The organism is Burkholderia sp. 4M9327F10 (genome assembly GCF_005503145.1).
Taxonomy (GTDB): domain Bacteria; phylum Pseudomonadota; class Gammaproteobacteria; order Burkholderiales; family Burkholderiaceae; genus Paraburkholderia.
The window spans coordinates 94,450-120,733 of record NZ_SCNV01000022.1; the positions used below are offsets into that span (position 1 = coordinate 94,450).

Consider the following 26,284-nt stretch of genomic DNA (forward strand, 5'->3'; position numbering starts at 1 on the left):
ACACATGACTCACATCCCATTTCAACTGGAGACATAGATGACCCAAAGACTGGCCGGGAAGACGGCCCTGATTACCGCGGCCGGGCAAGGTATCGGTCTCGCCACCGCTGAGCTGTTCGCACGCGAAGGGGCGCGGGTGATTGCGACCGATATCAAGCTCGATTCGCTCGCCGGCAAGGCGCTCGAAGCACGCAAGCTCGATGTGCGCGACAGCGCCGCGATCAACGCGCTCGCCGCCGAACTGGGCCCGATCGACGTGCTGTTCAACTGCGCCGGCTACGTCCACGCCGGTTCGATCCTGGAAGCGACGGAAGAAGACTGGGATTTCGCCTTCGACCTCAACGCGAAAGCCATGTACCGCACGATTCGCGCGTTTTTGCCGGGCATGCTCGAAAAGGGCAATGGTTCGATCATCAATATGTCGTCGGCCGCTTCGAGCGTGAAGGGCGTGCCGAACCGCTTCGTGTACGGCGCCTCGAAAGCGGCGGTGATCGGCTTGACGAAGGCCGTCGCTGCAGACTTCATCACGCGTGGTGTACGCTGTAACGCGATCTGCCCGGGCACGGTGGCCTCACCGTCGCTCGAACAACGGATTGCGACGCAGGCCCAGGCGCAGGGCGCGACCATCGAGGCGGTGCAGGCGGCGTTCGTCGCCCGTCAGCCGATGGGCCGCATCGGCAAGCCGGAAGAGATCGCGGCGCTGGCGCTGTATCTTGCTTCCGACGAGTCGGCTTTCACGACGGGCCATGCGCACGTGATCGACGGCGGCTGGTCGAACTAGCCGGCAGGAAGCGACTGGCTGGCAGGGCGCGTGCCTCGTACGGGAGCGCGCCTGTTTTCTTACTGAACACTCTGGATAGATAGGGACGTGCAACGATGAAACTGCTTCGTTATGGACCGAAAGGTCAGGAAAAACCCGGCCTGGTCGACGCGCAAGGCAAGATTCGCGATCTGTCGAAGGTGGTAGCCGATATCGACGGCGACACGCTCACAGATGCCGGGCTCGCCAAACTGCGTGCGCTCGATCCGGCTTCGCTGCCGCTGGTTGAAGGCAATCCGCGCCTGGGGCCGGCCGTCGGCAAGATCGGCAAGTTCATCTGCATCGGCCTGAACTACGCCGACCACGCAGCGGAGTCGAATCTGCCGGTGCCCACCGAGCCGGTGGTGTTCAACAAATGGAATAGCGCAGTCAGCGGGCCGAACGACGACATCGAGATTCCGCGCGGCTCGAAGAAGACCGACTGGGAAGTCGAGCTCGGCGTGGTGATCGGCAAGCCGGCCAAGTACATCGACGAAGCCAACGCGCTCGATTACGTGGCCGGTTACTGCGTGATCAACGACGTGTCCGAGCGCGAATGGCAGATCGAGCGCGGCGGCACATGGGACAAGGGCAAGGGTTTCGATACCTTCGGCCCGATTGGCCCGTGGGTGGTGACGCGCGACGAAGTAGCCGACCCGCAGAACCTGAACCTGTGGCTCGAAGTGGACGGCCACCGCTATCAGAACGGCTCCACCAAAACAATGGTGTTCGGTGTCGCGAAGCTCGTGTCGTATCTGTCGCAGTGCATGAGCCTGCAACCGGGCGACGTGATTTCGACCGGCACGCCGCCGGGCGTCGGCATGGGCGTGAAGCCCAATCCGGTGTATCTGAAGCCGGGTCAGACGGTTCGCCTGGGCATTGAAGGCCTCGGCGAGCAGCAGCAGAAGACTTACGCTGCCGAGTAATACATCTCATCAGGCCTCAACTGGACGGCACGGTGTCCCCGCCGTCGCCGATCCGGTTGATGGTTCCTTGCGCGACGGCGACAAGCCGCTCGCGATCGCCGTCTATCACGAAGATATTGCACTGGCAGGTCGCCTGATGCCGCCCGGCATAGACGACCTTCGCGCGCGCCACCAGCATGCCGTTCACCGCCGGCCGCAGATAGTTGATCTTGTATTCGCCCGTGACGACCCGCGGCCCGAGCGCGAGCGCCCCGGCGAAGGTGAGCGCGTTGTCGGCCAGATAGCTGATGACGCCCCCGTGGACGAAACCGTGTTGCTGCCGCAGTTCATCGCGGATCGGCAGGCAGAGCGTCAGCTCGTTGTCGCTCGTGTGCATCAGTTCGGCGCCAAGCAGCACGCTGAATGGCTGGGCATGGAGTGCGCCGCGCGCCCGGTCCAGTAAATCCGTCATCGTCGAATCCTTCGGGCGATGCCCGTGGTGGCGTCCCTACCCACTCTAGGAAGCCCTGACGCGCCACGTCAAGGTGAATCGCAAAAATGATGCCCGGATTATTGTGCAAAACAATGTCAATGGGGGAATTACACGACGAAAGGGCGCGTAAGAGGGTTTTTCGCCACCTTTTTCTCAAGATAGGACTCGCGCAACGGTCGCACCGCCCGGCTCGAGCCAGCAGCGGTGGGATCTCACTCTCCAGCTCCGTGACGCGGTAGCGCCATTTTTCAGGCAACTGCTGATGTGACCGCGGTCGATCTATCCCAAAAGAGATAGTCCCTGTGGGTGATGGCGGTGGCGCGGTGTTCGACCACACTACCGATGTGCGATGGCCCCTAGTCGGCAGTAGCGCTTCGGAGGTCTGCACTTCCATCACCTTGACAAAAGAGGAATCAAATGCGACCCAATCATTTTCCCTCGTTGCGCACGCTGTTTGGTGTGCTAACGGTTAGCTCCCTCGCGTTCAGTGTCGGTGTTATCGAGTCAAGCCCTGCCGCGGCGGCCGAACCCATAAGGAATGTCGTGCTGGTGCACGGCGGCTTCGTCGACGGGGGCGGCTGGGAGCAGGTATACAAGCTGCTCAAGGCCAAGGGGTACAACGTCAGTATCGTCCAGAACCCGACGACGACCCTTGCCGCAGATGTGGCCGCGACAAAGGCGGTCGTGGATGCGCAGAACGGCCCGGTGGTGCTGGTGGGCCACTCGTACGGTGGTGTCGTCATCACGGAGGCTGGCAATGACCCGAAGGTCTCGCGTCTCGTTTATATCGCGGCGTTTGCGCCGGATAAAGGCGAGTCCGTTCAAAAGCTCATCGCGAACCCGCCTCCCGGTGCACCCGTGCCGCCGATCCTGCCTCCGGTCAATGGCTTCCTGATGCTCGACAAAGCGAAATTCGCCGAGGCGTTTGCAGCCGACGTCAAGCCTGAGCGCGCCTCCTTCCTCGCGAATGCGCAGGTGCCGTGGGGGGTGGAGGCGCTGGCCGGCGAAGTCACCGAGCCCGCCTGGCGCGAGAAGCCGAGCTGGTATCTGGTCACCACCCATGACCACATGATTCCGCCGGATGCCCAGCGCGCGATGGCGAAGCGCGCAGATGCGACGGTGGTCGAAGCACCAGGCAGCCACGCCGTGTACGAGTCGAGGCCGGCGGACGTCGCGGCGCTCATCGAGAAGGCGGCTTCCGCGAAGGAGTAAGCACGACGCTAACGCTGCATAGCGCCCTTCGTGCCACGCCGCGAAGGGCGCTAACAAGGTATAACAACGCGCCACGCCGGATTTGATAGCTTTGAGGCTTGCTGGAACCGCAAAGCAGTGGAGTGAATCATGGTCCTCAAGGTCCAATCGGACAACCCTTCAAAGGCCTGGCGAGAAGTAGCCGGCGACATCGGCATTGCGTTTGTGGATGCAGTCAACGGGTTTGACGCTGACCGCCTGATCGGCCTGTTCGCCGACGATGCGCATGTGAATGATCAATTGCGGGACTTCTGGGGAAAGGAGGCGATTGGCGACTGGATACGCCGCGAGATTGTGGGAGAGCACTTCCGCATGGAGGTGGTCACGGCACGCTTGCATTTTGGCGATCTGATACTTGCGGCCGAAGTGGACGGTGAATTCGAAAAGACTGGATTGCCGTCGCCATTGCTATTGAATTTTATTTTTTCGTTTTTCGAGGCGAAAATTGTCCGCCTCCTTGTTCTGGTGACACGCCCGGGCGAGACAGAACCGGATGTGCGAATTGCCGGGGGCCTGTGAACCGGCGCGCCTGAGCCACCGATTGTGAGTTTTCGACCGCTGCGATCTCCTCGACCTCCATCCTCTTCTGCGCATCCGGTGCCTCACGCGCATGCCCGCGCGTTCGCATTGGCGTCGATGCAACCATGTTCCCCCTGGCGCTTTACGCGCGGCCATTCAATTCCGGGTAGTTATCCCGGCGCAACAACCAGATTGCTGCAATGCAGCCTATCTTCCAGCCGCTCGGGAATACCGCGGGTCTAATACTCGTATTTGCTTTGAAAGTATGGGGTCCGTCGCTAAACTGCTCACACTTGCGGCGTAAGTAAAGTATTGGTTGCCATTGTCGCTGAACGCTCTTGACGTTTCGGGAATCGGGCCCGGGGATAGAGGATTTGCTGAAATGCACCAGAAAATAAAACAGGGTTCCGCGTGGCGAGCTTCCTTTGGCCCATTCACCTTGTCACCCGCGGAGCGCCTGCTGGAGCGGGATGGCTTGCCGGTCCGGCTGGGTGGGCGGGCTCTTGACCTGTTGATCGCACTCGTCGAATCCGCCGGAGAAATAGTCAGCAAGAAGGACCTGATTGCGCGCGTCTGGCCCAACATCGTCGTCGAAGAGGGAAGCCTGCGCTTTCACATGGTCGCCATTCGCAAGGCGCTTGGGGAAGGGGAAGGTGGCAGCCGCTATATCGTCAATACGGCCAACAAGGGCTACACGTTCGTCGCCATCGTCGAGCGGCATGAACCGGATGCACCTGATACACGTGATACGCACGCTCGTCCGCTCCCGCTGGTCAGCGGCCGGACCCTGCCAGCGCTGACGACCGCGATCGTTGGGCGAGACGAAGCAATTGAAACGGTCGTCGCGAGCCTGATGCAGCGGCGGCTGGTCTCGATCGTCGGTCCCGGCGGCATCGGTAAAACTACGGTCGCCATAGGCGCCACGCATTCGGCCGCGAGGCAGTTCGACGGTGACGTGCATTTCGTCGACCTCTCGGCGATTCTGGAGCCGGGGCTCGTGCGTTCGTCCATCGCAATCGCCGTGGGGCTCCAGAACCGTCTGGACGATCTGTCGGCGCTCGCCGCCCATCTGGCCGATCGAAATGCGCTCGTCGTTCTGGACTGCTGCGAGCATGTGGTCGCGGCTGCCGCCGAGCTTGCCGAGATGCTGGTGCGTAGCTGCCCGAAAGTCCATCTGCTCGCTACCACCCGCGAACCGCTACGCGCCGAAGGCGAGTTCGTCTATCGCTTGCAGCCATTGGCTTTTCCACCCGAAGGCGAAGGCACGACGGCCGCGGCCGCGCTCGCTTACCCGGCAGTGAAGCTGTTCGTGGAGCGCGCCGCCGCGTGTGGCTCGGGCTTCGAACTCAAGGACAGCGATGCGCCGCTGGCCTCGCAGCTTTGCCGCGAACTGGACGGTATCGCGCTCGCTATCGAGCTGGCGGCGGGCCGAATCGAGGCCTTGGGTCTCAAGGCCATCACCTCTCACTTCGACGCGAGCGTGCGGTTGATGTGGCACGGCAGACGCACGGTCGTGCCGCGTCATCAGACCCTGCGCGCCACACTCGACTGGAGCTTCAATCTGCTTTCGGATGACGAGAAGCGGCTCCTGAGCCGGCTCTCCGTGTTCGCGGGACGATTCTCTCTCGATGCGGCTATCGAGGTTTGCTGTTTCGACTACGAACCGTCTCTCGCTATCGAGCTGATCGCCTGCCTCGTATCGAAGTCGCTGGTCACGGTGGACGCGGGGGAAGCCACGCTGCGATACGGCATACTGGATACGACCCGCTCGTACTGCTGGAAAAAGCTGGGCAGTCTTGGCGAAGACGCCGCGATCTTGCAGCGTTTTGCGGGCTATTTCAGAGACTGGGTGCAACAGTACGCTGCCGGAAATGTAGACCAGGAGGCGCTCGACATCGTGGCGCTGGAAATGCCGAACCTGCGCTCAGCACTGGACTGGCATTTCCAGAATGGCGAGCGCGCGGCCGACGCGGTGAGGTTCCCGGCGTCGCTGTGTCCGTTGCTGCTGCAATTGTCCAATATGGCCGAGTGTTCGCGCTGGGCCCAGGCGGCGCTTGCGCAGCTACCGCCTGCGTTTGCCGGCTCGTCATTCGAAATGCGGCTACAGGGCGCACTCGGTCAGTCGCTGATGTTCTCCCGAGGCGGAGGCGAGGCCGAAACGGCGTATTGCCGAAGCATTGAGGTGGCCGAGCAGTTGGGCGACTTCCGTAGCACGCTGCATCTGCTCAATGGCTACACGGTGCTGCTGCACCGGGACGGCCGGTACACCGAAGCGCTCGAAACCGCCCGCAAGACTCAAGCACTTTTGTCCGAGCTGAACGATCCGGAGTCACGGGCCATCGTCGATTCCCTCATGGGGGTGGCGCTCCATCTCGTCGGCAACGTGAAGGAGGCGATGCGCCATTGGGAGCAGTGCTTCGCGCATAGCTCCGGGGCGTCGTTCGGCACCGCATCAAGGCTTGGCTTCGACTTTCACATCCGCGCGTTGTGCGGCCTGGCGCGTAGTCTGTGGCTGACTGGGCACTATTCGAGAGCGGTCGCAGTGGCCGACGAGACCATAGCAAGTGCGCGTGAATCCGGCCATGCAGTGACGCATTGCATTGCGCTGATCTGGGCCGGTTCCGTGTATGTGTGGGCGAGAGATGTCGAACGCCTGCAGCAGATTGCCGATGCCCTGGAGCGCGTTGCGACGCAACATTCGCTGACGCCGTATCTGTCCGTCGCGAACATCACGCGTGGTCAGTTGCTGATTGCGAGAGGTCATCCGGCGCAAGGGGTTCAGCTCATTCAAAGCGCCATGGAAGTGCTGCACCAGTGCCGATACGAAATGGTGAGCAGCGTCGCGTTATCCATGCTGGCCAAGGGACTTGCCGACCTGTCGCGGCACGCTGCTGCGCTCGCGATGTGCGACGAGGTGGAGGCGTTGATCCGGGCCGGCGGCGATCTTCTCCGTATGCCGGAGCTATTGTGTGCTCGCGGGTACTGTCTGGCGGCTGCGGGACGCCTCGACGAGTCGGCGCAAAGCTACCTGGCGGCCATCGAGCTTTCCCGGTCGCAGGGGGCGAAGGCAGAGCAGGTGCGCGCAGCGGTTGCGCTGGCGAAACAGTGGATCGATAGCGGCCGCGATGCAGATGCCCACGGCCTGCTGCGTCCGCTCGTGGAGGAGGCAGGCGTGGAGAGGAGCGTGGATATCGCGCTTGCGCGCAGCCTCCTGAATCAGGTTCCCTGATGCACGCAGGGCAGTGACAGGCCGTGGCCCGATATGGACGGCAGCCAGTGCTTGTGGCTGGAGGACGTTTCGGCCGGTTTCGATGAGGGCTCCGGCATATCGATGAGCCCGCGCTCCGTGGCGATGCGCGCGGCCTCGGTGCGGCAGTTGGCGTCCAGCTTGGACATGATGGATTTGACGTGCGTTTTCACGGTCCCGACGGCAATCTCCAGGTCGCGCGCGATGGATTTATTGCATAGACCCAGGGTCAGCAGTCGAAGCACCTCGTCTTCGCGGCTCGTCAGCATGTCGCGCTGGGCCGTCTGGGTCATCTGCCGTGCCACTTGCGGGCACAGGTAGTTGCCGCCGCGGGCAAGCGCGCGCACGCCGGCCAGCAGATCGGCCACCGGGGAACGGGTCAGCACGAAGCCATGAACGCCCTGCTCCAGCGCGCATCGAACCGCGTGCTCACGGGCCTGGGTGGAGATCGCCAGGATGCGCGCGTGTTGCAGGCCGGGATGAAGATCGAGTTGCCGAGCGTCGTGCGCGAGGCGGGTCGCAGTTGTTGCGTCCGCGACGATGACATCGATACGTTGATCGAGAGACAAGCGCTCAGGGTCGGCGATCTCCACGTCCGTCTCGGCCTCCAGGGCCACGCGAACGCCAACTTGCAGCAACGGTTCCGCAATGCACAGGAGAACCGTAATGCGCTGCCGGGATTCGTGCTGGCTCATTTCAGTCTCCTTCCTTGGCTTTGGCAAGCGACTTTGCGGTACCTACATCTTTGCCGGGGAGCACGGGGGAGTCGAGTTAAGCGTTGTTGGCCTTTGTGAGGCTCGGGGGTAGGTGTTGTTAGCGCTGATCTTATGTTGCGGATTCGTCGGCCATGCTGCCGGGTTACGTCCCTTGTACGTGAACACATCGTCAATCGAAAAAATGATGCGCGGATTGTTGCGTAAAGTCGTGCCAATGGGCAAGTTACACGACGAAAGAGCACGTAAGAGGCCTTTTCGCCGCCTTTTGCTCAAGAGAACGTTTGCCGGGCCGTAAACATCGTCGTAGCTCTCCGTCATTCATTGCAATTCAGGTGTTCACGATGTTTAGCAAGATCAAGGTCGCATCCGGCCTGTTATGTGTTCTGGCCGCTTTCTGCTTGCTGCAACTGGTGACGGAAGGGTTGGGCTTCTGGTCACTGACGCGGACCCACGATGACGTCGGCGATCTGTCGAATGTCGCGTTGAAACAGGTCGACGCGGTGAACCGCACCACCCAGGCGCTGATGGACGCGCGCATCAACCTGTCGCGCGCCGGCACGCGGATGGTCAAGGGCGGCGCCGAGCCGACCGATATCGTTCAGCATGCGCGCGACCAGTTGGCGGCAGCGGATCAGACGTTCAGCGCCTTCACCAGCGCCACCAAGATCAGCGACGAAAACAGCGCGCGTGCTGCGGCGCTGGGCGAGCGCTATCAGAAGCTGCATTCGGCCTTGGGCGAACTGGCGCAGGACCTCGACGCCGGCAACATCCAGGCCTTCCTCGACCAGCCGACCCAATCGTTCCAGGATGCTTATCTGACCGAGTTGCGCAATTTCGTGCAGTTCGGCGATGCCGCGAGCCGGGCTTCGCTCGATTCGATCGACAGCCGCCTCGCGTTGTTCCGCAGTGTCGGCGTGGTGATTCTGCTGTTGCTGCTGGCGGGCACGGTGGGCGTGTACGTGGCGCTCAAGCGGGGCGTGGTGGCGCCGCTTGAAGAGGCAGGCCGCCATTTCGACCGGATCGCACAAGGCCGGCTGGATCAGCCGATCGCCTCGCGCGGCACCAACGAAATCGGCCATCTGTTTTCCGGGCTGGCGCGGATGCAGGCAAGCGTGGCGCGTACCGTGAAGACGGTGCGCGAATCGGCCGATTCGATCCACCTCGGCGCCGACGAGATTGCCACCGGCAACGCGGACCTCTCGGCGCGCACTGAGAACCAGGCGGCCTCGCTGGAAGAAACCGCTTCGAGCATGGAAGAGCTGACCGCCACCGTGCGGCAGAACGCGGATCACGCGCGCGAAGCCAACGCGCTGGCGCAGACCGCCCTGGACGCCACCTCACGCGGCACCGAGGTGGTCAACCAGGTGGTCGACAAGATGCACGGGATCGCGCAAAGCTCGGACAAGATCGCGGAGATCATCTCGGTGATCGACGGCATCGCGTTTCAGACCAACATCCTTGCGCTGAACGCCGCGGTTGAAGCGGCGCGGGCCGGCGAGCAGGGGCGCGGTTTCGCGGTGGTGGCGGGCGAAGTGCGCGGGCTGGCCCAGCGTAGCGCGCAGTCGGCCAAGGAGATCAAGACGCTGATCAGCGAATCGGTTACGGAGATCAAGGGCGGCTCGACGCTCGTCGAGCACGCAGGCGACGCCATGCGCAACGTCTCGGCGTCCATCTCGCGCGTCACGCAGATGATGGCGGAGATCAGCGCGTCGTCGCTTGAACAGAGTACCGGCATCGAGCAGGTCAATCAGGCGGTGGTGCAGATGGACGAGATGACCCAGCAGAATGCGGCGCTCGTCGAAGAAGCGGCCGCGGCTGCGTCCTCATTGCATCAGCAGACGCAGCAGTTGAAGCAGGCGGTGTCGGTGTTCGAGATTTCCGATGTCGTGCTGCGCACGCAGCAGTTCGGCGCGGTGCAGGCTCACGACCAGGAGTTTTCGTTCGGGGCGGGGTCGTCGGCTTAGGCGCGCCGAGGCAGGCCCGGACGCTTCTGCTTGCCAGGATATAGCAAGGCCCGCCAACCGAACGGTTTCGCGGGCCTTGCCGTTTGTGGCGTGTCTCGCTCAGGCCGGCAGCGCGGCGTAGGCCGTGGCGAGATGGTACGGCGTCGTCGACGGCATGTCGGCGCGCGACACATCGCCCGCCGCCGTCTTGCATTCGTACCACCCCTTCGCGTGGAGGAAGCGTTGCTGGAAGCGCTCGATCTGCCCGGGCAATACAGCGCGAGCGGCAGCGTCGTCGCGTGTGGCGAGCGCGCGCAGATATTCGCTCTGTGCCCAGATTCTCTGCGTGGCGTCTTTGATGGCGCCGGCTTCGTCAAGCGAAGCGCAGACTCCACCCGTCACCGGATCGACACCATGCTGCTGCGCGAAGTCGAACGCACGCGACAGCGCGTCGTCGAGCCCCGATCCGTCCAGTAACGCCCCTGCCTGCTTGACCAGCCAGAACCATTCGAACTGATGGCCTGGCTCCAGGCGATTGTCGTCCGCTCCGAGCGGCAACTCCGCAATGCAGCCCGTGGGCGCGTGTACGAAGGTGCGCTCGATGGCTTCGGCCAGCTTGCGCAGCGCGGTATCGAAGGCGCTGTCGCCGGTTGCGGCGCGTGCCGCAAGCCAGGCTTCGGTGAGGTGCATCAATGGGTTCTGGATCGGCGTACCGGTGACGCTCGAGAAACCCGCATCGAGCGCCGCGTTCAGCAGGCCATGTTGCGCTGCAAAGCGGTCTTCGATCAGCGCCGAGGTGCTGTGAACGAGGTTCAGCGCGTCGCGATTGCCCGAGCGCGCACCATACTCGGCGCACGCGAATACCAGAAACGCATGCGTGTAGAGATCCTTGGTGGTGTCCAGCGGTGCACCTTGTGCGTCGACGCTATAGAACCATCCGCCGCGCTGCTTGTCCTGAAAATAGTGCACGAGGGCATTGAACAGCACTTCGGCGTGCGCTGTCTCACCGGCCTGGGAGAACACGAACAACTGCCGCGCGCAGGCCATGGCCCGGTAACGCTCGGCCGGCAGGGGGCGGTGGTCGTCGGCGCTGACTGCTTCGTAGGGCAACTTCAAGGCCGCGTTGAAGCCCGGTCCGCGCCAGATCGGCAGAACGACGCGTGCGAAATGCTCGCGGAGCGTGGCGGCAAGGGTGAGCGCGGAGGCGGGTGTGTTCATGCTGTGAATCTGCTTGGCTGAGGTTGCAATTGCGGTTGTAACTGCGGTCGTAAAAGTGGCACACGCCTGGTCCGGCGACGGCGGCGCGCGACCAAGCATAAAGCAAACCGCCGGCGATAGCACGCCGCTGCGCCCTCAAAAGCGCTTCCATTTGAGTCTGAACAAGGAGGAACAACCATGCTGGGGAATTTTGAACTCGTTGCGCGTCTGGTATTGGCTGCGGCGCTCGGCAGTGTCATCGGCATCGAGCGCGAACGGCTTTCATGGGCCGCCGGGCTGCGCACGCATATGCTGGTGTGCGTCGGCTCGGCGCTCATCATGATCGTCTCGGCGTTCGGCTTTGCCGACGTGCTGGGCGCCAAAAATGTCGTGCTGGACCCCTCGCGGATGGCTGCCCAGGTGGTTTCCGGCATCGGCTTTCTGGGGGCGGGCTCGATCCTCATGCGCGGCGAGATCGTGCGCGGGCTGACGACCGCGGCGAGCCTCTGGTCGGTGGCGGCGATCGGGCTGGCAGTGGGCGGTGGCATGTACACGGCGTCGATTGCCGCAACCATCATCATCCTGATTATCCTGGCCGGGATCAAACCGCTCGAGCGACGCTTCATCACGGTCAAGCAGCGCCGTCAGGTGACAATGCTGGTCGAGCGTGGCGCGCTGACTTTCCATTCGCTGCATGAGGCGCTTGGCGCGGCGAGCCCGCGCGTCAAGCAGTTCGTGATGCAGCAAAGCGACGATTCCCCCGAATACGACGTCGTGATGCTCACCCTGCACCGCGTCTCCACGAACGAATACACGGCGATTCGCGACCGCTTGCGTGAATTACCTTGCGTCAAGGAATTGCGAGAGGACGATCCGTCCGTGTAAAACGGCGATTGGCCTTAGCGGGCGGGCCTGGCCGTGAGACAATGCGGTCTCGAAAAATACAGATGGCATTTTGTAGCGGCATACGGCGCCCGGTGGCCGGCGACGACCGCTTCTTTCTCTATGGCAGATTCCGCAGCATCCTCGCAGTCCCGCAACACCCGCGCCCGCTCGACCAGGCGGCGCGCCAGCACCGTCTCCACCGAGACCGAAAACAAACTGGCACGCGCCGCCCGCTCGGCGCAGCGCCTCGCCCAACTGAGCGATGCGTCGCGCGACGACAGCACGCTCGACATGTTTCCCGACGATCCCACCCGCGCGACGCTGGAGGCGATGAATATCGATATCCGGCAAGGGACGCTGCACGGCTTTGAATTGCCCGACGTGGTACGGGCTGCTGTTGGCGTGCCGGCGGACCTGGACGGTGTCGCGAGTGGTTCATCGGAGGCGAGGGCGGCGCGCCGTGCGCCGCGCGAGAAGGCTGAAGCGGCCTACGCGTCGGTGCCGCTGGCCGGGTTTGAACGGATCGAGCCCACGCACAACGCGAGCAAGCCGGTTGACGAGCCTTCCAATGCTGCGGGCCTGAGCGGTTCGGCGCCCGGCGAGGTTGGCGGCGGCGCGTTGCCGGCAGGGGAGCCGCAAGTTTCGCAGGTCGGTGCGCCGACGCTGGTTTCGCCGTCGATGGCGGCGGCGAGTCTCGTGCGCAGCGTGACCGCGCGCCGTCAGGAGGCTGACGCATCTGTCGATCCGGCTGCTGGCGGCAAACCGGGCGGCGAGCCGCCGCAGCGGTTTGCGGCGACCTTCGCCAAGGCGGCGACGGCCTCGCGCGAGGTGGCTTTGGCGAGTGGCGAGGCTTCGGAACATGCGGTGACGGCGCCTGAGGCTGCGGGACAGGCCAAGCCGCAGCTTGGCGACGCGGCAGGTGTGGTCGAGACGCCGGCAATGGCGGGTCAGGATCGGGCCGCGGAGGCTGCCGCTGCCATAGCTGCAGCCACGAGCGCTTCTGGGATCGCGGTTGCACCGGCAATGCTTGGCGCGGCTAGAGCGGCAACAGCGGCGGCGGCGACGAAGGCCGTGGCGGGAGCCACGCCGGCGTTGGCGGCCAAAGGTGCGAACGCTGCAACGGCCCAGGCTGTAGCCACCGGCGCTGCGGCAACCGGAGCAACTGCAGCGAAGTCGATGACGGAGGCAAACACGGCAACCGGGGCAACTGCATCGAAGGTGGCACCGGGGGCAACTACAGCAACCGCAGCAACCGCAGCGAACATGGCAAAGGCCGCAATCGAGACGCCCGCAGCGACCGGCTCCGCACGTGCCACGGCGGCCCCGCGCGCGAACGCGCCGTTTGCCGCGCCGCTGCATGAAACCGCCCCCACAGTGCCCGAGCTGGACCGGGCCCGCGCGACAGCATTCGCCGATACCGTCGACGCACTGTACGGCGTGATCTCCGACCAGCGCCGTGCGGCGACCGATCACTCGCGCCGGATGAAATGGATGTTGTCGATCGTGGTCGGCGCGTTGCTGATGACGGTGGCGATCGGCATTACCCAGACCGTGCTGTTGATGCGCCTGACGCGCGAAACCACCGCGCAGCAACACCGCATCGAACAGATGATGCAAAACCAGCAGGCCGCGATGACAAGCCTGCTCGACGCCCATCTTGCGATGGCCAATGCGGCTGCAGCTACGCCGGCTGCTGCCTCGGCGCCGGCCGAGACGCCTCACCAGGCTGCTGCCGCAGCGCCGGCGAGCAAGCGCAAAGCGCACACGCACGCTCATAAGCCTAAAGTGGCGCCTGGCCACTGATCACGCTGAGCCCGCCGGCCGCGCATTTGCAGCGCCGGCCGTCGGCTCAGCCAGCCATTCCCTCCCTGTCTTTCGGACTCTCGACGCGCGGCGCCGTGCCAATCAGGCGCACCGCGCCGGTGTTCGACCGTCCTCCGTGATAGTTGCCGTAAGGCGAAGCGACGCCGCTCGTGCGTCCTCAGGCGAATCGCGGCATTTAAACTTTCCTTGCCAAAGCACAAGCGATGGGCCGGACTCCCGGCCAGCTTTCTGACGAGGGCAATGATGGCGACTAGCGAGCACAAGTTTTCGATCGACGAACTGATTCACGCGCTGCTGCGCGCCCAAGGTATCCATGAGGGGCACTGGGCACTGAACGTCGAGTTTCTGGCAACCGGCACGGCTGCGAATTCACCGGCTGGTCCCGGCAAGACGCTGCCGGCGTTACTCGTATCGGTGGCGAGTGCGACGCTGGTGCGCACCGAGAACCCGGTGCACGGCACGGTCGACGCGGCCGTCGCCAACCCGCGTCGGCGCGTCGCGGACGCCAAACCCGCGCGGGCGAGGAAGCCGCATACCAGTACATTGCAGTGATCCGTGTGAGTGATAGGGCCGCATCCGCGATGGACGGAGTGCCCTCCCGGCTTGGCTTTCTTGTTGTAATGACGCAACGCAACATCCCGCCAAAGCGGTGCGACAACAGACCACATTCAAAAAATGTTGCATTGCACTAGCTTTTTCCTAGGGAAAACCCTATACTGCTTCTTAAGGGAAAACCCTAGCATTCAATCAACCGGGAGTCGCCATGAGCGTTATCTTTGCACTGTTCCAAAAGGTCAGCGACCTCTTTGCGTCGCCCCATCTGCCGATGGATTCGGATTACTCGTACGAAGCGCGCAGCCGCGAAGCTGAACGTCAGCGCCGCGCGCAAGCTACGCTGTTCGGCATCAAGCTGAGCGACTAAGTCGACTGGCCTCGGCGCGCAGAACCGCGCCGGCTGCACGCCCTCATGGTCTTGGGCGTGCGATTGCTGTATTCAAGCCACGGTCCTGCCGTGGCTTTTGTTCGTTTACGGCCCGGCTCTTTAGTCGTTTTGGTATGCGGTTCGGGACAATGGTCATACGAAAGCGCAGCCGGCTCGATCTGTTTTCCGGATATTTCCACGCCGAAATGAATGTAACGGTGGCTGACAGGTATTGCGCATCGACTCCGTTGCGCGGAGTTTCGCCAAGTCACCGAGAAATCGGCTTTTTCCCTTACATGCAGGGCTGCTCATCGCGCCCCGTATTTGAAACGTCCTCTTACAAGCGCTCACGTCTTTAAGCGATTCGCCCCGTTACAGTGGTTTTCAGGCGGACGGCACCAGACGTCCTGGCGATCAGCCAGTCCGGTCCGGCCCACAACCTTGAATGGGAGGTCACCATGAAAACACTGAAGAAGACATCGCGCACGATTCTCGCCACCTTGTTGGCAGGCGGTGCGCTGCTTACCGCGGGCAGCGCATTTGCCCAGGCGGACCGCATCGTTATTTCGGCGCCCGGTCCGGTCGTCACCTACGAACAGCCGCACATGATGCCGGTTGACGTGCAGATCAACATTGGCTGGCACGGCGACCGTTACTGGGACGGCCACCGCTATTGGGAACACGACGAGTGGATGCATCACCATCCGCACGATTGGGACCCGCATCACCCGGGCGACCATCGTCCGCCGCCCCCGCCTCCGCATGATTATTAATGCGGCGGTAGCGGCGCTGTCGTGAGGTAGGGCAAGGCCGGTCTTTCCTAAAGGGAGACCGGCCTTGTTGCGTGAGGCGTTGCCGACGCCCTGTTTCTGAGCCCTTGATTGGCGTGTGTCCTAACTACCGCGCGGAAGATGAAATTGCTAAACTATGCGCAAATAGCGTATATTTTGAGATGAGAGCAATCTTTGTCGAGTTGGCGCCGCTCCGAAAGTATCGTAGCCACTACCTGTCAGATGACGAATACCGGTTTCTCCAGGAACAGATGCTTGCCAAGCCTGATGGCGGGGATCTGATCAAAGGAACTGGCGGTCTGCGCAAGCTTCGTTTTGCGGACAAGCGGCGAAACAAGGGCAAGCGCAGCGGGCTCCGGGTGATCTACTACTACTGGGTCGGTGGTCCCCAGTTCTGGATGTTCACGCTCTACGATAAAGACGAGATGAGCGATCTAACGAGCGACGAGCGTAAAGAGCTAGCACGCATGCTCGAAGTCGAAATTGCGCAAAGGAGTGCACGATGAAACGAAACCTGTTTGCCGAACTAAAAGAAGGTATGGCTGAACTCGCTGCCGAGCGCGAAGGCAAGCTCACGTTACGCACGGTAGACGTTGAAGTTCCTGACGCACTCGAAGTCTCACCCGACGAAATCAGGACCGTTCGGGAGGCGCTGCATGCATCTCAGGCGGTGATGGCTCGGCGATTGCGCGTCAATCAACGCACTTATCAGAATTGGGAGCAAGGGAAGGCAAAGCCAAATGCACAGGCGGCCGTTCTCATCAAGCTGGTCGAAAAGCATCCCGAGACACTGAGAATGCTCGAAGCGCTGTGATAGACCTCGGCGATTAAACCGCTTGCGGGTCGTTTTTATCTCCACCTGCCGGGAGTTGCGCTTCTCCCTCCGCACCTTCTCCTGAAGCCACACACTATATCGGGGCACATTCGTCTGCATGGCAGAGACGCCCCGCTGCCGGCCGGCCCGTCGCAAATCCTCGCTCTGCGCTATCCTTAACCGCTTTGATCGACGATCGAGCGGGAGAACAGCTTGGACAAGGCCGTAGTAGGGGTAGTAGGCACGGGTTTGATGGGCGTCGGCATTGCCACGCAGAGTGCACTGCATGGGCATCGGACCATCGTCCACGACGTCGATGCGGCGCGTCTGGCCAGCGTGGCGCCGAAGGCGGAGGCGGTGCTCGACGAACTGATCGACGCCGGCCGGATCGACGCCGCAGCCAAGCGCGCCGCCCTCGAACGCATCGAAACGCACGCTGCGCTCGAAACGATGGCGGCCGCGCAATTTGTTATCGAAGCGATTCCCGAGGTGCTCGAGCTAAAGCACCGCCTATACGCCTCGCTCTCGCAACTGCTTGCCGACGATGCCATTCTCGCCAGCAACACCAGCGGTTTTCCGCCCGATTTACTCGCTGCCTCGTTGCGTGCGAAAGAGCGCTTCCTGATCGCCCATTTCTGGAATCCGCCGCACATGATTCCGCTCGTCGAAGTGGTGCCCGGCACGGCTACCGATCCGCATGTCACCGAGCAGACGGTGGCCTTGATGAGCGCCATTGGAATGGAGCCGGTGGTGCTGGCCAAAGCCATCCCGGGGTTTGTCGGTAACCGCCTGCAGTTCGCGGTGCTTCGCGAAGCGCTCAACATCGTGCGCTCAGGTGCGGCGACACCGGAGGTGGTCGACCGCGTGATGAAGGCTTCTCTCGGACGCCGCTGGGGCATTGTCGGACCGCTCGAAGGCGCGGACCTGGGCGGGCTTGATACCTTCCTCGATATCTCCACGCACTTGATGCCTGAACTGGCAAAAGATGAAGGTGTGCTCGATCTGTTGCGCGAACACGTGGAAGCAGGACGCGTCGGTGTGCGCAGCGGCGCCGGCTTTCATGAATGGGATGAAGCGCACCTGGCGCAGGTAAAGGAAGGGCGCAAACGCTTGATCAGCCGCGGCTAGCACTCAGGCCCCTGACTGCCCGTTGCATGAATCCTCGGCGCGCCCTGGTTCACCGGGCCAGGGCGATGCGACGCCGCGCCGTTTCAGGCACACAACCCGCCCGGCACAAACAGATTGCCCCGACCACTCTCTCAGGTTCCAAGGCCCGCTACCATGAACGATACCTACTTCTACGACCCCGCCCAGGGCCACGGTCTCAAACACGACCCGTTCAAGGCGATCGTCGCGCCGCGTCTGATCGGCTGGATCTCGACCCGCAGCGCCGCAGGCCATCTCAACCTCGCGCCGTACAGTTTCTTCGGTGCCTTTGCGACCTTCCCGTCCATCATCGGCTTCTGCAGTGAAGGCCATAAGGACAGCATCAGCAACATCGAGGAAACCGGCGAATTTGTCTGGAATCTCGCGACGAAGCCGCTCGCCGAGCAGATGAATCGCAGCTCCGCGCCGGTCGGGCCGGAAGTCGACGAATTCGAACTCGCTGGTCTCACGCCGACACCGGGCCGCAGTGTGTCGGTGCCGCATGTCGATGAATCGCCCGCCGCGCTCGAATGCAAGCTGCTGCAGATCGTGCGCCTGAAGAACCTCGACGGCACGCTCACGGATAACTATTTGGCGCTCGGCCAGGTGGTGGGCGTTCACATCCAGAACGCCTATCTCAAGGACGGCTTGTTCGACACGCACGCGGCGCAGCCCATCATGCGTGCGGGCTATCGTGGCGACTACGCGCAGATCGGCGAGATGTTCGAGATGATCCGTCCAACGGCGTGAGCCGTCGCGTCGTCTCCAAGCTGAACGTATGAACCGGTCTGAGCCGATTTGACAATCGTCCATGAAAGGTGGAACGCTTGATGCTTGAAAACGGCGCTCACCGTGCCGTTTTCCTTGCCTCGTTCATCCTTATGGAGCGCGATCATGTCTACCGAATTCGCCACGCAGTTCTCGCACGTCCGTCCGCAAGACACTTCGTATCAGGACCAGGGGCTACGCGACTTCTTCCTTTACCGCGATCTCGGCATCGCGCAGGCGACGGGCGGCAAGGTGCTCGCGCAGCTCGTGAAGGCGAACCATGCACCAGAGCAAGGCACGGGCTGGCACCGCCATGAGGCCGACTTCCACATCGTGATCATGCTGAAGGGCTGGGCGCGTTTCATGTACGGCGAGAAGGAGACGCTGGTTGCCGCCGGCGATTGCGTGCATCAGGCGCCTGGCATCGTTCACTATCTGTTCGATTACTCTGAAGATATGGAGTACATCGAAATAGTTTCCCCGGCGGATTTCAAATCGATTGATGTGGAAGGCCCGTGCGACGTTCCGGCCGTTACGCCGTGGAAAAGCGTACCGGCTTGAAGACGCCTCGGCCGCTTCGTCTTAAGCGGCGTTACTGTGCGGCGGCGTGAGCGCTTCGCCCTTACTGTCAGATGAGGCGTTGACCGTCGCATTTGCCGTCACGGCAGATGCGGCCGGCGCCGCAATCGGCGCGGCCGCTACAGGCACCGGACGGATAGCTCGCGCACGTGAGCCGACCAATACTGCACGTGGTTCATTGTCGTAAATAACAGCCCGCACGCGCGGATAGATGTGCCGCTCCCAACGGTGGCCGTTGAACACGCCGTAGTGCCCGACACCCGTCTGCACGTGATGGGTTTTGAGATAAGGCCGTAGCTTGTCGCACATGTCTTGCGCGGCCAACGTCTGCCCCACCGCGCAGATGTCGTCTTTCTCGCCCTCGACGGTCAGCAGGGCCGTGCGGCGAATCTTCGACGGTTCGATCAGGCGTCCTCCCACTTCCAGTTCGTGCAGCGGTAGCGCGTGCTGCTGGAACACGGTTTCGACCGTTTCCAGATAGAAGTCCGCCGTCAGATCCATGGTGGCGAAATACTCCTCGTAGAAGACCCGGATCGTCTCCGCCTTGGCCGGATCGCCTTTGGCGCGTTCGTTGTGCATGGTTTCGAACGAGTCGAGATGGCGGCCGAGGTTCATCGCCATGAACGCACTCAGTTGCACGAAGCCCGGATAGACGCGGCGATGCGCGCCTGCAAAACCAACCGGTACGGCGCTGATCAGATTGCGCTCGAACCACTCGATTGGCTTGCTCTTGGCGAGCGCGTTGACCTTGGTCGGGTTGATGCGTGTGTCGAGCGGCCCCGCCATGAGCGTCATGCTCGCAGGTTGTGCCGGGTGGTCGTCGGCGGCCATGAGCGAGACCGCCGCGAGGGCGGCGACGGTCGGCTGGCAGACCGCCAGTAAATGGGTGCCGGGGCCGATGGCTTCGGTGAAGTCGATGATGTGCTGGACGAACTCGCTAAAGCCGAAACGTCCCTGCGACAGCGGTATGTCGCGCGGGTTGTGCCAATCCGTGATGTACACGTCATGCTCGGCGAGCATTGTCTTGACGGTGCCGCGCAGCAGCGTTGCGAAGTGGCCGGACATCGGCGCGATCACCAGCACGCGCGGCTGGGCGGGCGAGATCGCTTTATCCTTGCGAAAATGCAGCAGTGAGCAGAACGGCGTGTGCGCGGCCACTTCCTCGACGATCCTGACCGGCTTACCGTCCACCTCAACGGAATCGAGTCCGAACGGCGGCCGTTGATGCGTCAGTCCTGCCAGCGCAATCAGTTCGCAGGATGCGCGCAGCGAACGTCCGTGTGGCGTTTCGCTGAACGCAGGCCATGCGTTGAGCGAATGATTGATGAGTGCGGCGCCGTGCCGGGCCGGTAGCATCAGGTCGGCAATCGCCTGGTATGCGGGATATGCGAACAGGTTCATAGCCTTCGCACGAGTGCCCAAAAGAAGGAGCCCGAATAGAGGCAATACATGTGCCAACGCTGTACAGAGCGTTCAATCCGCGCCCACGCTGGCATAGCATTTGCGCTGAACCACTCGGAGTGCCGGTTTTGCCGTGATTTGGTGCGCTCACGCACCAGCGCGTGCATGTGGCTGTTACGTTACGCCGTGCGGCACGAACGTGCGTCCGTTTCAGGAGGAGATTCGTATGGCGAATACCACGCTGACCATCAGCAGCAAGAACTATTCGTCATGGTCACTGCGAGGCTGGCTGCTGACGAAGTTCAGCGGCTTGCCTTTCGAAGAGATCGTGATGCCGGTGGACGATCCGGGTGCACGCGCGGAATTGCTGTTGTTGTCGCCCTCGATTCTGGTGCCGTGTCTGTTCCACGACGGCATCAAGGTCTGGGACACGCTGGCGATTGCGGAATATCTCAACGAGGTGCAGCCCGACGCCAGGCTATTGCCGGATGACCGGCGCGCCCGGGCGCATTGCCGGGCCATTAGCGGCGAGATGCATTCGGGTTTTAGCTCGCTGCGCTCGGCGTTGCCGATGAACCTGAAGGCGCATTTTCCAGGCTTTAAGGTGTGGGCGCGTGCGCAATCCGACATCGACCGGATTGTGACGATCTGGCGCGAGTGTCTCGAGCAGTATGGCGGACCCTATCTGTTCGGCGAACGCAGCGTCGCCGATGCGATGTATGCGCCCGTGGTGACGCGCTTTGTCACCTACGACGTCAAGCTCGACCCGGATATCGTCGAATACGGGCAGCGCATTCTCGCATTGCCGGAAATGCAGCAATGGATGGCGGACGCGCAGCAGGAGGTCGACGAGATCGATGAACTGGACGTCGAATTCTGAGCGCGCCGGCCTCGCGCTGGCGCGGGCGTCAGTCTCGCCGCGTGGTGTCCAGCTTGAATACGCTGACCACCTGCGCGAGCCGCGCGGCCTGATCGCGTAGCTCCGCGGCGGCGTGTTCGGCGTTTCCAACGATCGTGGCGTTCTGCTGCGTTGCCTCGCCGATCTGCGTGACCGCAATGTTGACCTGTTCGATGCCGCCGGACTGTTCGCGCGATGCCACGCTGATTTCGCCCATGATGGCGCGTACCTGGCCAACCCGTTCGACAATGCTGTGCATCGTCGCGCTCGCCTCCTCGGCGATCTTGAAGCCGCTTTCGACACGCGCCGTCGATTCGCCGATCAGCGTTTCGATCTCCTTCACGGCCGCCGCACTGCGTTGCGCGAGGGCGCGCACCTCGGAAGCCACCACCGCGAAGCCCCGGCCGTGTTCGCCTGCGCGCGCGGCTTCGACGGCGGCGTTTAGTGCGAGGATGTTGGTCTGAAGTTCTACTTTGGTCCGCGTAAGCGCAAGCGGAGCAGCAAGGTTCATATGGGTCTCGACACACGGAGTCTGCTGCTCACGTTACACATCACGCCAGCCGGTGAGCGGGCGCGCGCTCATGTGGCCGAGCTTTCGCGTTAGGTTCAGCATGCGGATTCACAGTCACCAGCCAGGCGGCGAAACTTGCGTTTGCTGGCCAGGGCTATACGGGCGACACGTCTGTGCAGACTGCGCGCGAACAGCGCTCGGAGTTGCAGGTCACGAGGTTGCCTGAGGCGAAGAAGGGCTTTGCACTATTGTCCTCCCATGTGGTCGAGCGCAGCTTCGGCTGGCTTATCTGATTCAGTTGACCAGCACGGGACTGCGCCCCGAAGAAGGTCACCCTGAGGCAAACGTCTGCCCAAGACCTTGGTTGACTTGCATTTTGTTGTCCTCGCTATGGTCATGCTCATTCGCGCTAGACCGATTGTCCAAAGTGCCCAACACACTCTGAATTGCCTTTGGGATTCAGCGGAGTATTCATCCTATGACCAGTTGTCGGATAACTTCTTCTGCATCAATTCGACAATCTTAGTTTCGCATTTTTGAATGAGCCTCATGCCCCGATTCGCCGCAGACGGATCATGCAAGTTAACGGGGATTTGTTTTATCCCGAAAAACGATTGCTCCGAAAGTGCATATGGAACTTTCCCAACATTCCGTATTGCTGTTGAACTATATAGACGCACGCTCTAGACTTACAGTCAGTTGTATAGAACTGTTAATTTTCGATATGGCGAAGACCGGTATAAAAAACCGAAGTGCTCTCCTTTTTGCTTTGGCGCCCATTCTTGGAATACTTGCAGGTGTTGTCTATCTCAATTTTGAAAGTAAGCACGCGCAAAAATCAGAGCCTGAAGTGATCGCTCAATCTGCATTGGATAAAATAAATCCATTCCCGGTTAATTCAGCGGCACGTGGTGAGTTCATTTTGTTCAATCGTTGGATGCGTGACAATACAAGGTTGATGGAAATCGCCAGAAAGACGCATGCGAATGACATTCTTGCTTTGGCTGGTAATCTCGAAAAAAATGGTATATCGCGGCTTCCCGATAGTTCACTCGAAGGCTACTCAAAAATCTTTGGGCAGATACTGATTTCCATGAATGGACGTGCCTGCGCAGAGTTCCTCAGAGGCAACATGTCATTCGACGATTTTACGCGTATTGCTTATCCAGTTATAGGCTCTCTGGATAGCAAGGATGCTCGTACATGGTTTTCGATAAATGAAATGGCAATTGATGCCGAAATTAACGGTTTGCCGGAAAAATTTGCTTCGCAGGTGAAAATAAGGCGGGCAATACAAATGATATCTGAAAGACTTCCTGCCGATGAATCAACATTGTTTAAAAATGAAGTGCTCGCGCTCAACACTGATGAGGATGCACAGCTCTGTTCTGTAGTTAACACGCTTTTTTCGGAAGTGTCAAATTTGCCGGAGCCGTATCGTGGTCAACTTGCAAGGTTGCTGCTTACGGCAAAAGCGCAGTAACACACATGATATAAAGAAATAAAATTCTATAAATCTAATGTAAAAGGGAATTTAAATGAATGCTGCTGAATTGCCGATGCCAGAGTTGTTCGGGCCGCTGTGGAATGTCGGGATGGGCATTGTTAACGGCGTCGAGTCATCCATCGGTGGAATTACTGATAACTCTCCTAAGGAAGTCGGGCAAGGTGCCGCCGGGATCGCATCGGGAATTCTTGGCGCGGGGGCAGCTATAACTGACAACGGGTATCTGGGAAAACTGAGCACTGCGATCGGCGCGACGGCTTCCGCCACTACGATCGGCAACTTGAACGATCAGATGGGAAAGATGCAAGGTGCTCTCAGCAACTACGATAACGCTGTGGCTTCCGGGAACGAGGGAGAAATCGCTAGCTCAGGTTTGACGCTTGCTGGAGCTGTCGCAAGCGTTATCAATACAGTGGGCGGGATGATTTCCTCTATCGCCGACGTTGCGGCCGCTGGAGGACTTGGCGGTGAAATCGGAGCTGGTGCATTAGAGGGACTTAGTGGCATTGCTCTCGGACTTGGCGCGTTGGGAGGATTACTTGGACTAGCCACTGCCGCATCGGCTTCGGTTATAGATGCTATAAAAAGCGCTGCGCAGCAGCTGGGTTCTCTAATGCAACAAAACAACAGTGGACAGGGCGGTGATCATCCAAATAACCCGGATGGCTCTCAGGACCAAATCCCCCCCACAGGCGCGGGGAGCAGCGCCATGGGCAAGTACAACAATGGAAACTATCAGATTAGCCCTCTGGTACTTGATCTTACCGGAACTGGTATCAATCTGACGCCGCTTACTTACAACTCTCCGTACTTTGATCTAACAAATGACGGTTTTGCCCGCCAAACTGGATGGGTCGGATCAGGCATGGGAATACTTTGTTTCGATCCGGATGATCGAAACATTACTAACATTACTCAATTGTTCGGAAATGCGACAACCGATGGATTCGACTTATTACGTGTACTGGATGCGAACCATGACAATGTGATCAACGCTTCCGATCCGGTATTCAACAGTCTTCGAGTTTGGGTAGATGCGAATGGAGATGGTATCACCGAACCGGGCGAGCTCTACACACTGTCACAGCTGGGTATCGTATCCATTAATTTGAACGCAACTCAGGTTGATCAAACCATTGCTGGTAACAGAATCAGCTCTATAAGTAGTTATACATTGGCAGATGGAACAACTCGAGAAATTGCAGACGCTTGGTTTACCAACAGCAGCATGGATACCAGGTCGATCGTGCAAGTCGATGTGTCTCCAGACGCTTCAATTCTGCCCCAATTGACCGGATATGGTACTTTGCGCGATCTGCGCTCTGCCATGACACTTGACACGACTTTGCTTGATTTGGTGAAGCAATTTCACATATTGCCGACAAGCACTACGGTTGCGAGCTTGGAGTCTTCTGTAACAGCAATCATGTATGAATGGGCTGGAGTATCGAATGTGGGACCCAATTCGCGCGGAGGCGCCATAGATGCACGGCAGCTCGAGTTCGTCGAAAGCTATCTGGGAGTGTCTTTCAACAGCGCAAGTGACGGAAAAGATCCGCAATTCAGAGCAGCGGCGGACATTCACTCCGGGTGGAACAATCTTTTCGACGCGACACTCGCGCGACTGGTGCTCCAGAGCCCGAATCTGGCAAGCTTGGTCCCCGAATTCAAGTTCGACGCCGCTACAGACACCATCCAGGCGTCGTCTTCACTTGCCCCCGCTATTTCGGCTGCATTCGAGAGACTTGGCGACATCACCAAAACGAACTTGAGTTCATGGGAACTCCTCCTGCGTGTGGCCGATGCCGCGCGGCTAGATATGGGTTTCTCAGAGTCTCTGTTCGAGCAATTTGTGGAGGCAGCCACTAATCGCACCGTAGCCTCGATCGCAAACGCGATCGCGTATGGACTGCAAGTCGGTGTTGACGCATCTGGGCGCATTGAAGAGACAGGTAGCGCGATCAACGACGTGTTATATGCTGGCTCAGGAATCGGCCTTTTGATAGGTGGAGGTGGCGGCAACAACGCGGCAGCCCAGCTGTCCAGCAATGACATTTTCATGTACTCCGCTGGGGATGGCGCCTTGGAGATTGATGAGGCCGATGTAAACGCGGTCGCGCCGACCAACACTCTGCAATTTGGTAGAGGCATAAGCGGAACATCAATTTTCGCGAAGGTAAGCGGCACCAATGTCGTCATCACGGACGGTATCGCGGGGGACCAGATCACGCTCGATCGCGAAGGGTTAAAGTCGGGACTCAACGGCGTTCAACTCATAAACTTTGCTGATGGTACAAGCTGGTCGTGGCAGCAACTGCTAAGGGCATGTACGCTTGGTACTACCGGCGACGACAAACTCTACGGGGTGTTAGGAGGAGACGTCTTCGATGGCAAAGGCGGCAACGACTACGCATCCGGCGTGGGTGGCGGTGACACTTTCATTTTCAATGCGGGCTACGGCAAGCTGGAAATCAGCGAGAGCGATTCGAGCAGCAATCCGCACAACGTCCTGAAGCTGGGTGGAATCAGCGCTTCATCGGTCACCGTGAGGTCAACGGGCAACAATCTTATACTCACTGATGGAACCATCGGCGACCAGATCACGCTGGATGCAGCATTGAGCAGCAATGCGTGGGGCGTGCAGACGGTTCAGTTCGATGACGGGTCTAGTTGGACTCGACAACAGCTGTTGCAGATGGAGATGACCGGGACGCCTGGCAACGAAACGCTCTGGGGAACATCGGGAGCAGATATTATCGATGGCAAGGGTGGTAACGACGTTGCATATGGTGGAGGTGGAGGTGATACCTTCATTTTCAATGCGGGCTACGGCAAGCTGGAAATCAGCGAGAGCGATTCGAGCAGTAATCCGCACAACGTCCTGAAGCTGGGTGGAATCAGCGCTTCATCGGTCACCGTGAGGTCAACGGGCAACAATCTTATACTCACTGATGGAACCATCGGCGACCAGATCACGCTGGATGCAGCATTGAGCAGCAATGCGTGGGGCGTGCAGACGGTTCAGTTCGATGACGGGTCTAGTTGGACTCGACAACAGCTGTTGCAGATGGAGATGACCGGGACGCCTGGCAACGAAACGCTCTGGGGAACATCGGGAGCAGATATTATCGATGGCAAGGGTGGTAACGACGTTGCATATGGTGGAGG

At 60.7% G+C, this 26,284-nt stretch carries 23 protein-coding genes and 1 pseudogene; 19 read left to right on the forward strand and 5 right to left on the reverse strand.

Features of this window, described 5'->3' with window-relative positions; genetic code table 11:
* Nucleotides 1–37: 37 nt before the first annotated feature.
* Together FFS45_RS20475 and FFS45_RS20480 are read left to right on the forward strand one after the other, a co-directional pair.
* Nucleotides 38–781, forward strand: coding sequence for an SDR family oxidoreductase (locus tag FFS45_RS20475; protein ID WP_137956449.1), 744 nt, complete (start codon nt 38–40; stop codon nt 779–781).
* A 95-nt stretch (nt 782–876) separates the two neighbouring features.
* Nucleotides 877–1,725 carry an ureidoglycolate lyase gene (locus tag FFS45_RS20480; RefSeq protein WP_137956450.1) on the forward strand — a complete coding sequence of 283 codons (849 nt, stop codon included), beginning with the start codon at nt 877–879 and terminating at the stop codon, nt 1,723–1,725.
* A gap of 16 nt (nt 1,726–1,741) precedes the next feature.
* On the opposite strand, the gene FFS45_RS20485 is transcribed toward FFS45_RS20480, so the two are convergent.
* Complete coding sequence (locus FFS45_RS20485) at nt 1,742–2,176, reverse strand: PaaI family thioesterase (RefSeq protein WP_137956451.1); 435 nt, start codon at nt 2,174–2,176, stop codon at nt 1,742–1,744.
* A 438-nt stretch (nt 2,177–2,614) separates the two neighbouring features.
* On the opposite strand from FFS45_RS20485, the gene FFS45_RS20490 reads away from it, so the two are divergent.
* The 3 genes from FFS45_RS20490 to FFS45_RS20500 all read left to right on the forward strand — a co-directional run bounded on the left by FFS45_RS20490 (nt 2,615) and on the right by FFS45_RS20500 (nt 7,196).
* Nucleotides 2,615–3,409 carry an alpha/beta hydrolase gene (locus FFS45_RS20490; RefSeq protein ID WP_137956452.1) on the forward strand — a complete coding sequence of 265 codons (795 nt, stop codon included), beginning with the start codon at nt 2,615–2,617 and terminating at the stop codon, nt 3,407–3,409.
* Nucleotides 3,410–3,538: 129 nt separating this feature from the next.
* A complete protein-coding gene (locus FFS45_RS20495; RefSeq protein ID WP_137956453.1) occupies nt 3,539–3,967 on the forward strand; it encodes a nuclear transport factor 2 family protein in 429 nt (142 codons plus the stop codon).
* Nucleotides 3,968–4,349: 382 nt separating this feature from the next.
* Nucleotides 4,350–7,196, forward strand: a complete 2,847-nt coding sequence (locus tag FFS45_RS20500; protein ID WP_137956454.1) for a winged helix-turn-helix domain-containing protein — start codon at nt 4,350–4,352, stop codon at nt 7,194–7,196.
* On the opposite strand, the gene FFS45_RS20505 is transcribed toward FFS45_RS20500, so the two are convergent.
* A complete protein-coding gene (locus tag FFS45_RS20505) occupies nt 7,184–7,909 on the reverse strand; it encodes a response regulator transcription factor (protein ID WP_137956455.1) in 726 nt (241 codons plus the stop codon). The genes FFS45_RS20500 and FFS45_RS20505 overlap by 13 nt on opposite strands.
* A gap of 362 nt (nt 7,910–8,271) precedes the next feature.
* Here FFS45_RS20505 and FFS45_RS20510 point away from each other — a divergent pair, with 362 nt between their 5' ends.
* Entirely contained in the window at nt 8,272–9,894 is a 1,623-nt protein-coding gene (locus FFS45_RS20510) for a methyl-accepting chemotaxis protein (protein WP_137956456.1), read from the forward strand.
* Nucleotides 9,895–9,993: 99 nt separating this feature from the next.
* Here FFS45_RS20510 and FFS45_RS20515 read toward each other — a convergent pair whose 3' ends face one another.
* Entirely contained in the window at nt 9,994–11,091 is a 1,098-nt protein-coding gene (locus FFS45_RS20515; RefSeq protein ID WP_137956457.1) for an AGE family epimerase/isomerase, read from the reverse strand.
* A 177-nt stretch (nt 11,092–11,268) separates the two neighbouring features.
* Between FFS45_RS20515 and FFS45_RS20520 the strand changes: the two genes are divergently transcribed.
* From FFS45_RS20520 to FFS45_RS20560, 10 genes are all read left to right on the forward strand, one after another.
* On the forward strand, nt 11,269–11,955 hold the full coding sequence (locus FFS45_RS20520) for an MgtC/SapB family protein (RefSeq protein WP_137956458.1): 687 nt from the start codon (nt 11,269–11,271) through the stop codon (nt 11,953–11,955).
* Nucleotides 11,956–12,075: 120 nt separating this feature from the next.
* Entirely contained in the window at nt 12,076–13,758 is a 1,683-nt protein-coding gene (locus tag FFS45_RS20525; RefSeq protein WP_137956459.1) for a hypothetical protein, read from the forward strand.
* A 261-nt stretch (nt 13,759–14,019) separates the two neighbouring features.
* Nucleotides 14,020–14,331 (forward strand): hypothetical protein, encoded by a 312-nt coding sequence (locus tag FFS45_RS20530; RefSeq protein ID WP_249362861.1) that lies wholly within the window; start codon nt 14,020–14,022, stop codon nt 14,329–14,331.
* 211 nt (nt 14,332–14,542) lie between these two features.
* Nucleotides 14,543–14,701, forward strand: coding sequence for a hypothetical protein (locus FFS45_RS41785; protein WP_171029696.1), 159 nt, complete (start codon nt 14,543–14,545; stop codon nt 14,699–14,701).
* A gap of 458 nt (nt 14,702–15,159) precedes the next feature.
* Nucleotides 15,160–15,474: a hypothetical protein gene (locus FFS45_RS20535; RefSeq protein WP_137956460.1), complete on the forward strand. Its 315-nt coding sequence runs from the start codon at nt 15,160–15,162 to the stop codon at nt 15,472–15,474.
* A gap of 179 nt (nt 15,475–15,653) precedes the next feature.
* Entirely contained in the window at nt 15,654–15,998 is a 345-nt protein-coding gene (locus tag FFS45_RS20540) for a toxin (protein WP_137956461.1), read from the forward strand.
* A complete protein-coding gene (locus tag FFS45_RS20545) occupies nt 15,995–16,306 on the forward strand; it encodes a type II toxin-antitoxin system MqsA family antitoxin (protein ID WP_137956462.1) in 312 nt (103 codons plus the stop codon). Before FFS45_RS20540 ends, FFS45_RS20545 begins: the two co-directional genes overlap by 4 nt.
* A gap of 213 nt (nt 16,307–16,519) precedes the next feature.
* Complete coding sequence (locus tag FFS45_RS20550) at nt 16,520–17,434, forward strand: 3-hydroxyacyl-CoA dehydrogenase family protein (RefSeq protein ID WP_137956463.1); 915 nt, start codon at nt 16,520–16,522, stop codon at nt 17,432–17,434.
* Between the two features lie 153 nt (nt 17,435–17,587).
* Nucleotides 17,588–18,202, forward strand: coding sequence for a flavin reductase family protein (locus FFS45_RS20555; RefSeq protein WP_137956464.1), 615 nt, complete (start codon nt 17,588–17,590; stop codon nt 18,200–18,202).
* Between the two features lie 144 nt (nt 18,203–18,346).
* Complete coding sequence (locus tag FFS45_RS20560) at nt 18,347–18,781, forward strand: cupin domain-containing protein (RefSeq protein WP_137956465.1); 435 nt, start codon at nt 18,347–18,349, stop codon at nt 18,779–18,781.
* A 21-nt stretch (nt 18,782–18,802) separates the two neighbouring features.
* Here FFS45_RS20560 and phaZ read toward each other — a convergent pair whose 3' ends face one another.
* Nucleotides 18,803–20,200, reverse strand: a complete 1,398-nt coding sequence (gene phaZ, locus FFS45_RS20565; protein WP_137956466.1) for a polyhydroxyalkanoate depolymerase — start codon at nt 20,198–20,200, stop codon at nt 18,803–18,805.
* A 226-nt stretch (nt 20,201–20,426) separates the two neighbouring features.
* Between phaZ and FFS45_RS20570 the strand changes: the two genes are divergently transcribed.
* Nucleotides 20,427–21,080 carry a glutathione S-transferase family protein gene (locus FFS45_RS20570; protein ID WP_137956467.1) on the forward strand — a complete coding sequence of 218 codons (654 nt, stop codon included), beginning with the start codon at nt 20,427–20,429 and terminating at the stop codon, nt 21,078–21,080.
* Nucleotides 21,081–21,108: 28 nt separating this feature from the next.
* On the opposite strand, the pseudogene FFS45_RS20575 reads toward FFS45_RS20570, so the two are convergent.
* A pseudogene (locus FFS45_RS20575) lies at nt 21,109–21,561 on the reverse strand (methyl-accepting chemotaxis protein); the annotation flags it as partial.
* Nucleotides 21,562–22,240: 679 nt separating this feature from the next.
* On the opposite strand from FFS45_RS20575, the gene FFS45_RS20580 reads away from it, so the two are divergent.
* Both FFS45_RS20580 and FFS45_RS20585 read left to right on the forward strand, forming a co-directional pair.
* Entirely contained in the window at nt 22,241–23,092 is an 852-nt protein-coding gene (locus FFS45_RS20580) for a hypothetical protein (protein WP_137956468.1), read from the forward strand.
* Nucleotides 23,093–23,147: 55 nt separating this feature from the next.
* Nucleotides 23,148–26,284: calcium-binding protein (locus FFS45_RS20585; protein ID WP_283204764.1), on the forward strand; the 3,137-nt coding region annotated here is incomplete at its 3' end.

Excerpts from the sequence above, each read along its gene's own strand:
- FFS45_RS41785 (WP_171029696.1), top strand. The coding sequence starts at position 14,543 with ATGAGCGTTATCTTTGCACTGTTCCAAAAGGTCAGCGACCTCTTTGCG.
- FFS45_RS20540 (WP_137956461.1), top strand. The coding sequence starts at position 15,654 with ATGAGAGCAATCTTTGTCGAGTTGGCGCCGCTCCGAAAGTATCGTAGC.
- FFS45_RS20475 (WP_137956449.1), top strand. The coding sequence starts at position 38 with ATGACCCAAAGACTGGCCGGGAAGACGGCCCTGATTACCGCGGCCGGG.
- FFS45_RS20580 (WP_137956468.1), top strand. The coding sequence starts at position 22,241 with ATGGAACTTTCCCAACATTCCGTATTGCTGTTGAACTATATAGACGCA.
- FFS45_RS20525 (WP_137956459.1), top strand. The coding sequence starts at position 12,076 with ATGGCAGATTCCGCAGCATCCTCGCAGTCCCGCAACACCCGCGCCCGC.
- FFS45_RS20555 (WP_137956464.1), top strand. The coding sequence starts at position 17,588 with ATGAACGATACCTACTTCTACGACCCCGCCCAGGGCCACGGTCTCAAA.
- FFS45_RS20490 (WP_137956452.1), top strand. The coding sequence starts at position 2,615 with ATGCGACCCAATCATTTTCCCTCGTTGCGCACGCTGTTTGGTGTGCTA.
- FFS45_RS20535 (WP_137956460.1), top strand. The coding sequence starts at position 15,160 with ATGAAAACACTGAAGAAGACATCGCGCACGATTCTCGCCACCTTGTTG.
- FFS45_RS20545 (WP_137956462.1), top strand. The coding sequence starts at position 15,995 with ATGAAACGAAACCTGTTTGCCGAACTAAAAGAAGGTATGGCTGAACTC.
- FFS45_RS20480 (WP_137956450.1), top strand. The coding sequence starts at position 877 with ATGAAACTGCTTCGTTATGGACCGAAAGGTCAGGAAAAACCCGGCCTG.
- FFS45_RS20485 (WP_137956451.1), bottom strand. The coding sequence starts at position 2,176 with ATGACGGATTTACTGGACCGGGCGCGCGGCGCACTCCATGCCCAGCCA.
- FFS45_RS20530 (WP_249362861.1), top strand. The coding sequence starts at position 14,020 with ATGATGGCGACTAGCGAGCACAAGTTTTCGATCGACGAACTGATTCAC.
- FFS45_RS20505 (WP_137956455.1), bottom strand. The coding sequence starts at position 7,909 with ATGAGCCAGCACGAATCCCGGCAGCGCATTACGGTTCTCCTGTGCATT.
- FFS45_RS20520 (WP_137956458.1), top strand. The coding sequence starts at position 11,269 with ATGCTGGGGAATTTTGAACTCGTTGCGCGTCTGGTATTGGCTGCGGCG.
- FFS45_RS20495 (WP_137956453.1), top strand. The coding sequence starts at position 3,539 with ATGGTCCTCAAGGTCCAATCGGACAACCCTTCAAAGGCCTGGCGAGAA.
- FFS45_RS20510 (WP_137956456.1), top strand. The coding sequence starts at position 8,272 with ATGTTTAGCAAGATCAAGGTCGCATCCGGCCTGTTATGTGTTCTGGCC.
- FFS45_RS20560 (WP_137956465.1), top strand. The coding sequence starts at position 18,347 with ATGTCTACCGAATTCGCCACGCAGTTCTCGCACGTCCGTCCGCAAGAC.
- FFS45_RS20500 (WP_137956454.1), top strand. The coding sequence starts at position 4,350 with ATGCACCAGAAAATAAAACAGGGTTCCGCGTGGCGAGCTTCCTTTGGC.
- FFS45_RS20570 (WP_137956467.1), top strand. The coding sequence starts at position 20,427 with ATGGCGAATACCACGCTGACCATCAGCAGCAAGAACTATTCGTCATGG.
- phaZ (WP_137956466.1), bottom strand. The coding sequence starts at position 20,200 with ATGAACCTGTTCGCATATCCCGCATACCAGGCGATTGCCGACCTGATG.
- FFS45_RS20515 (WP_137956457.1), bottom strand. The coding sequence starts at position 11,091 with ATGAACACACCCGCCTCCGCGCTCACCCTTGCCGCCACGCTCCGCGAG.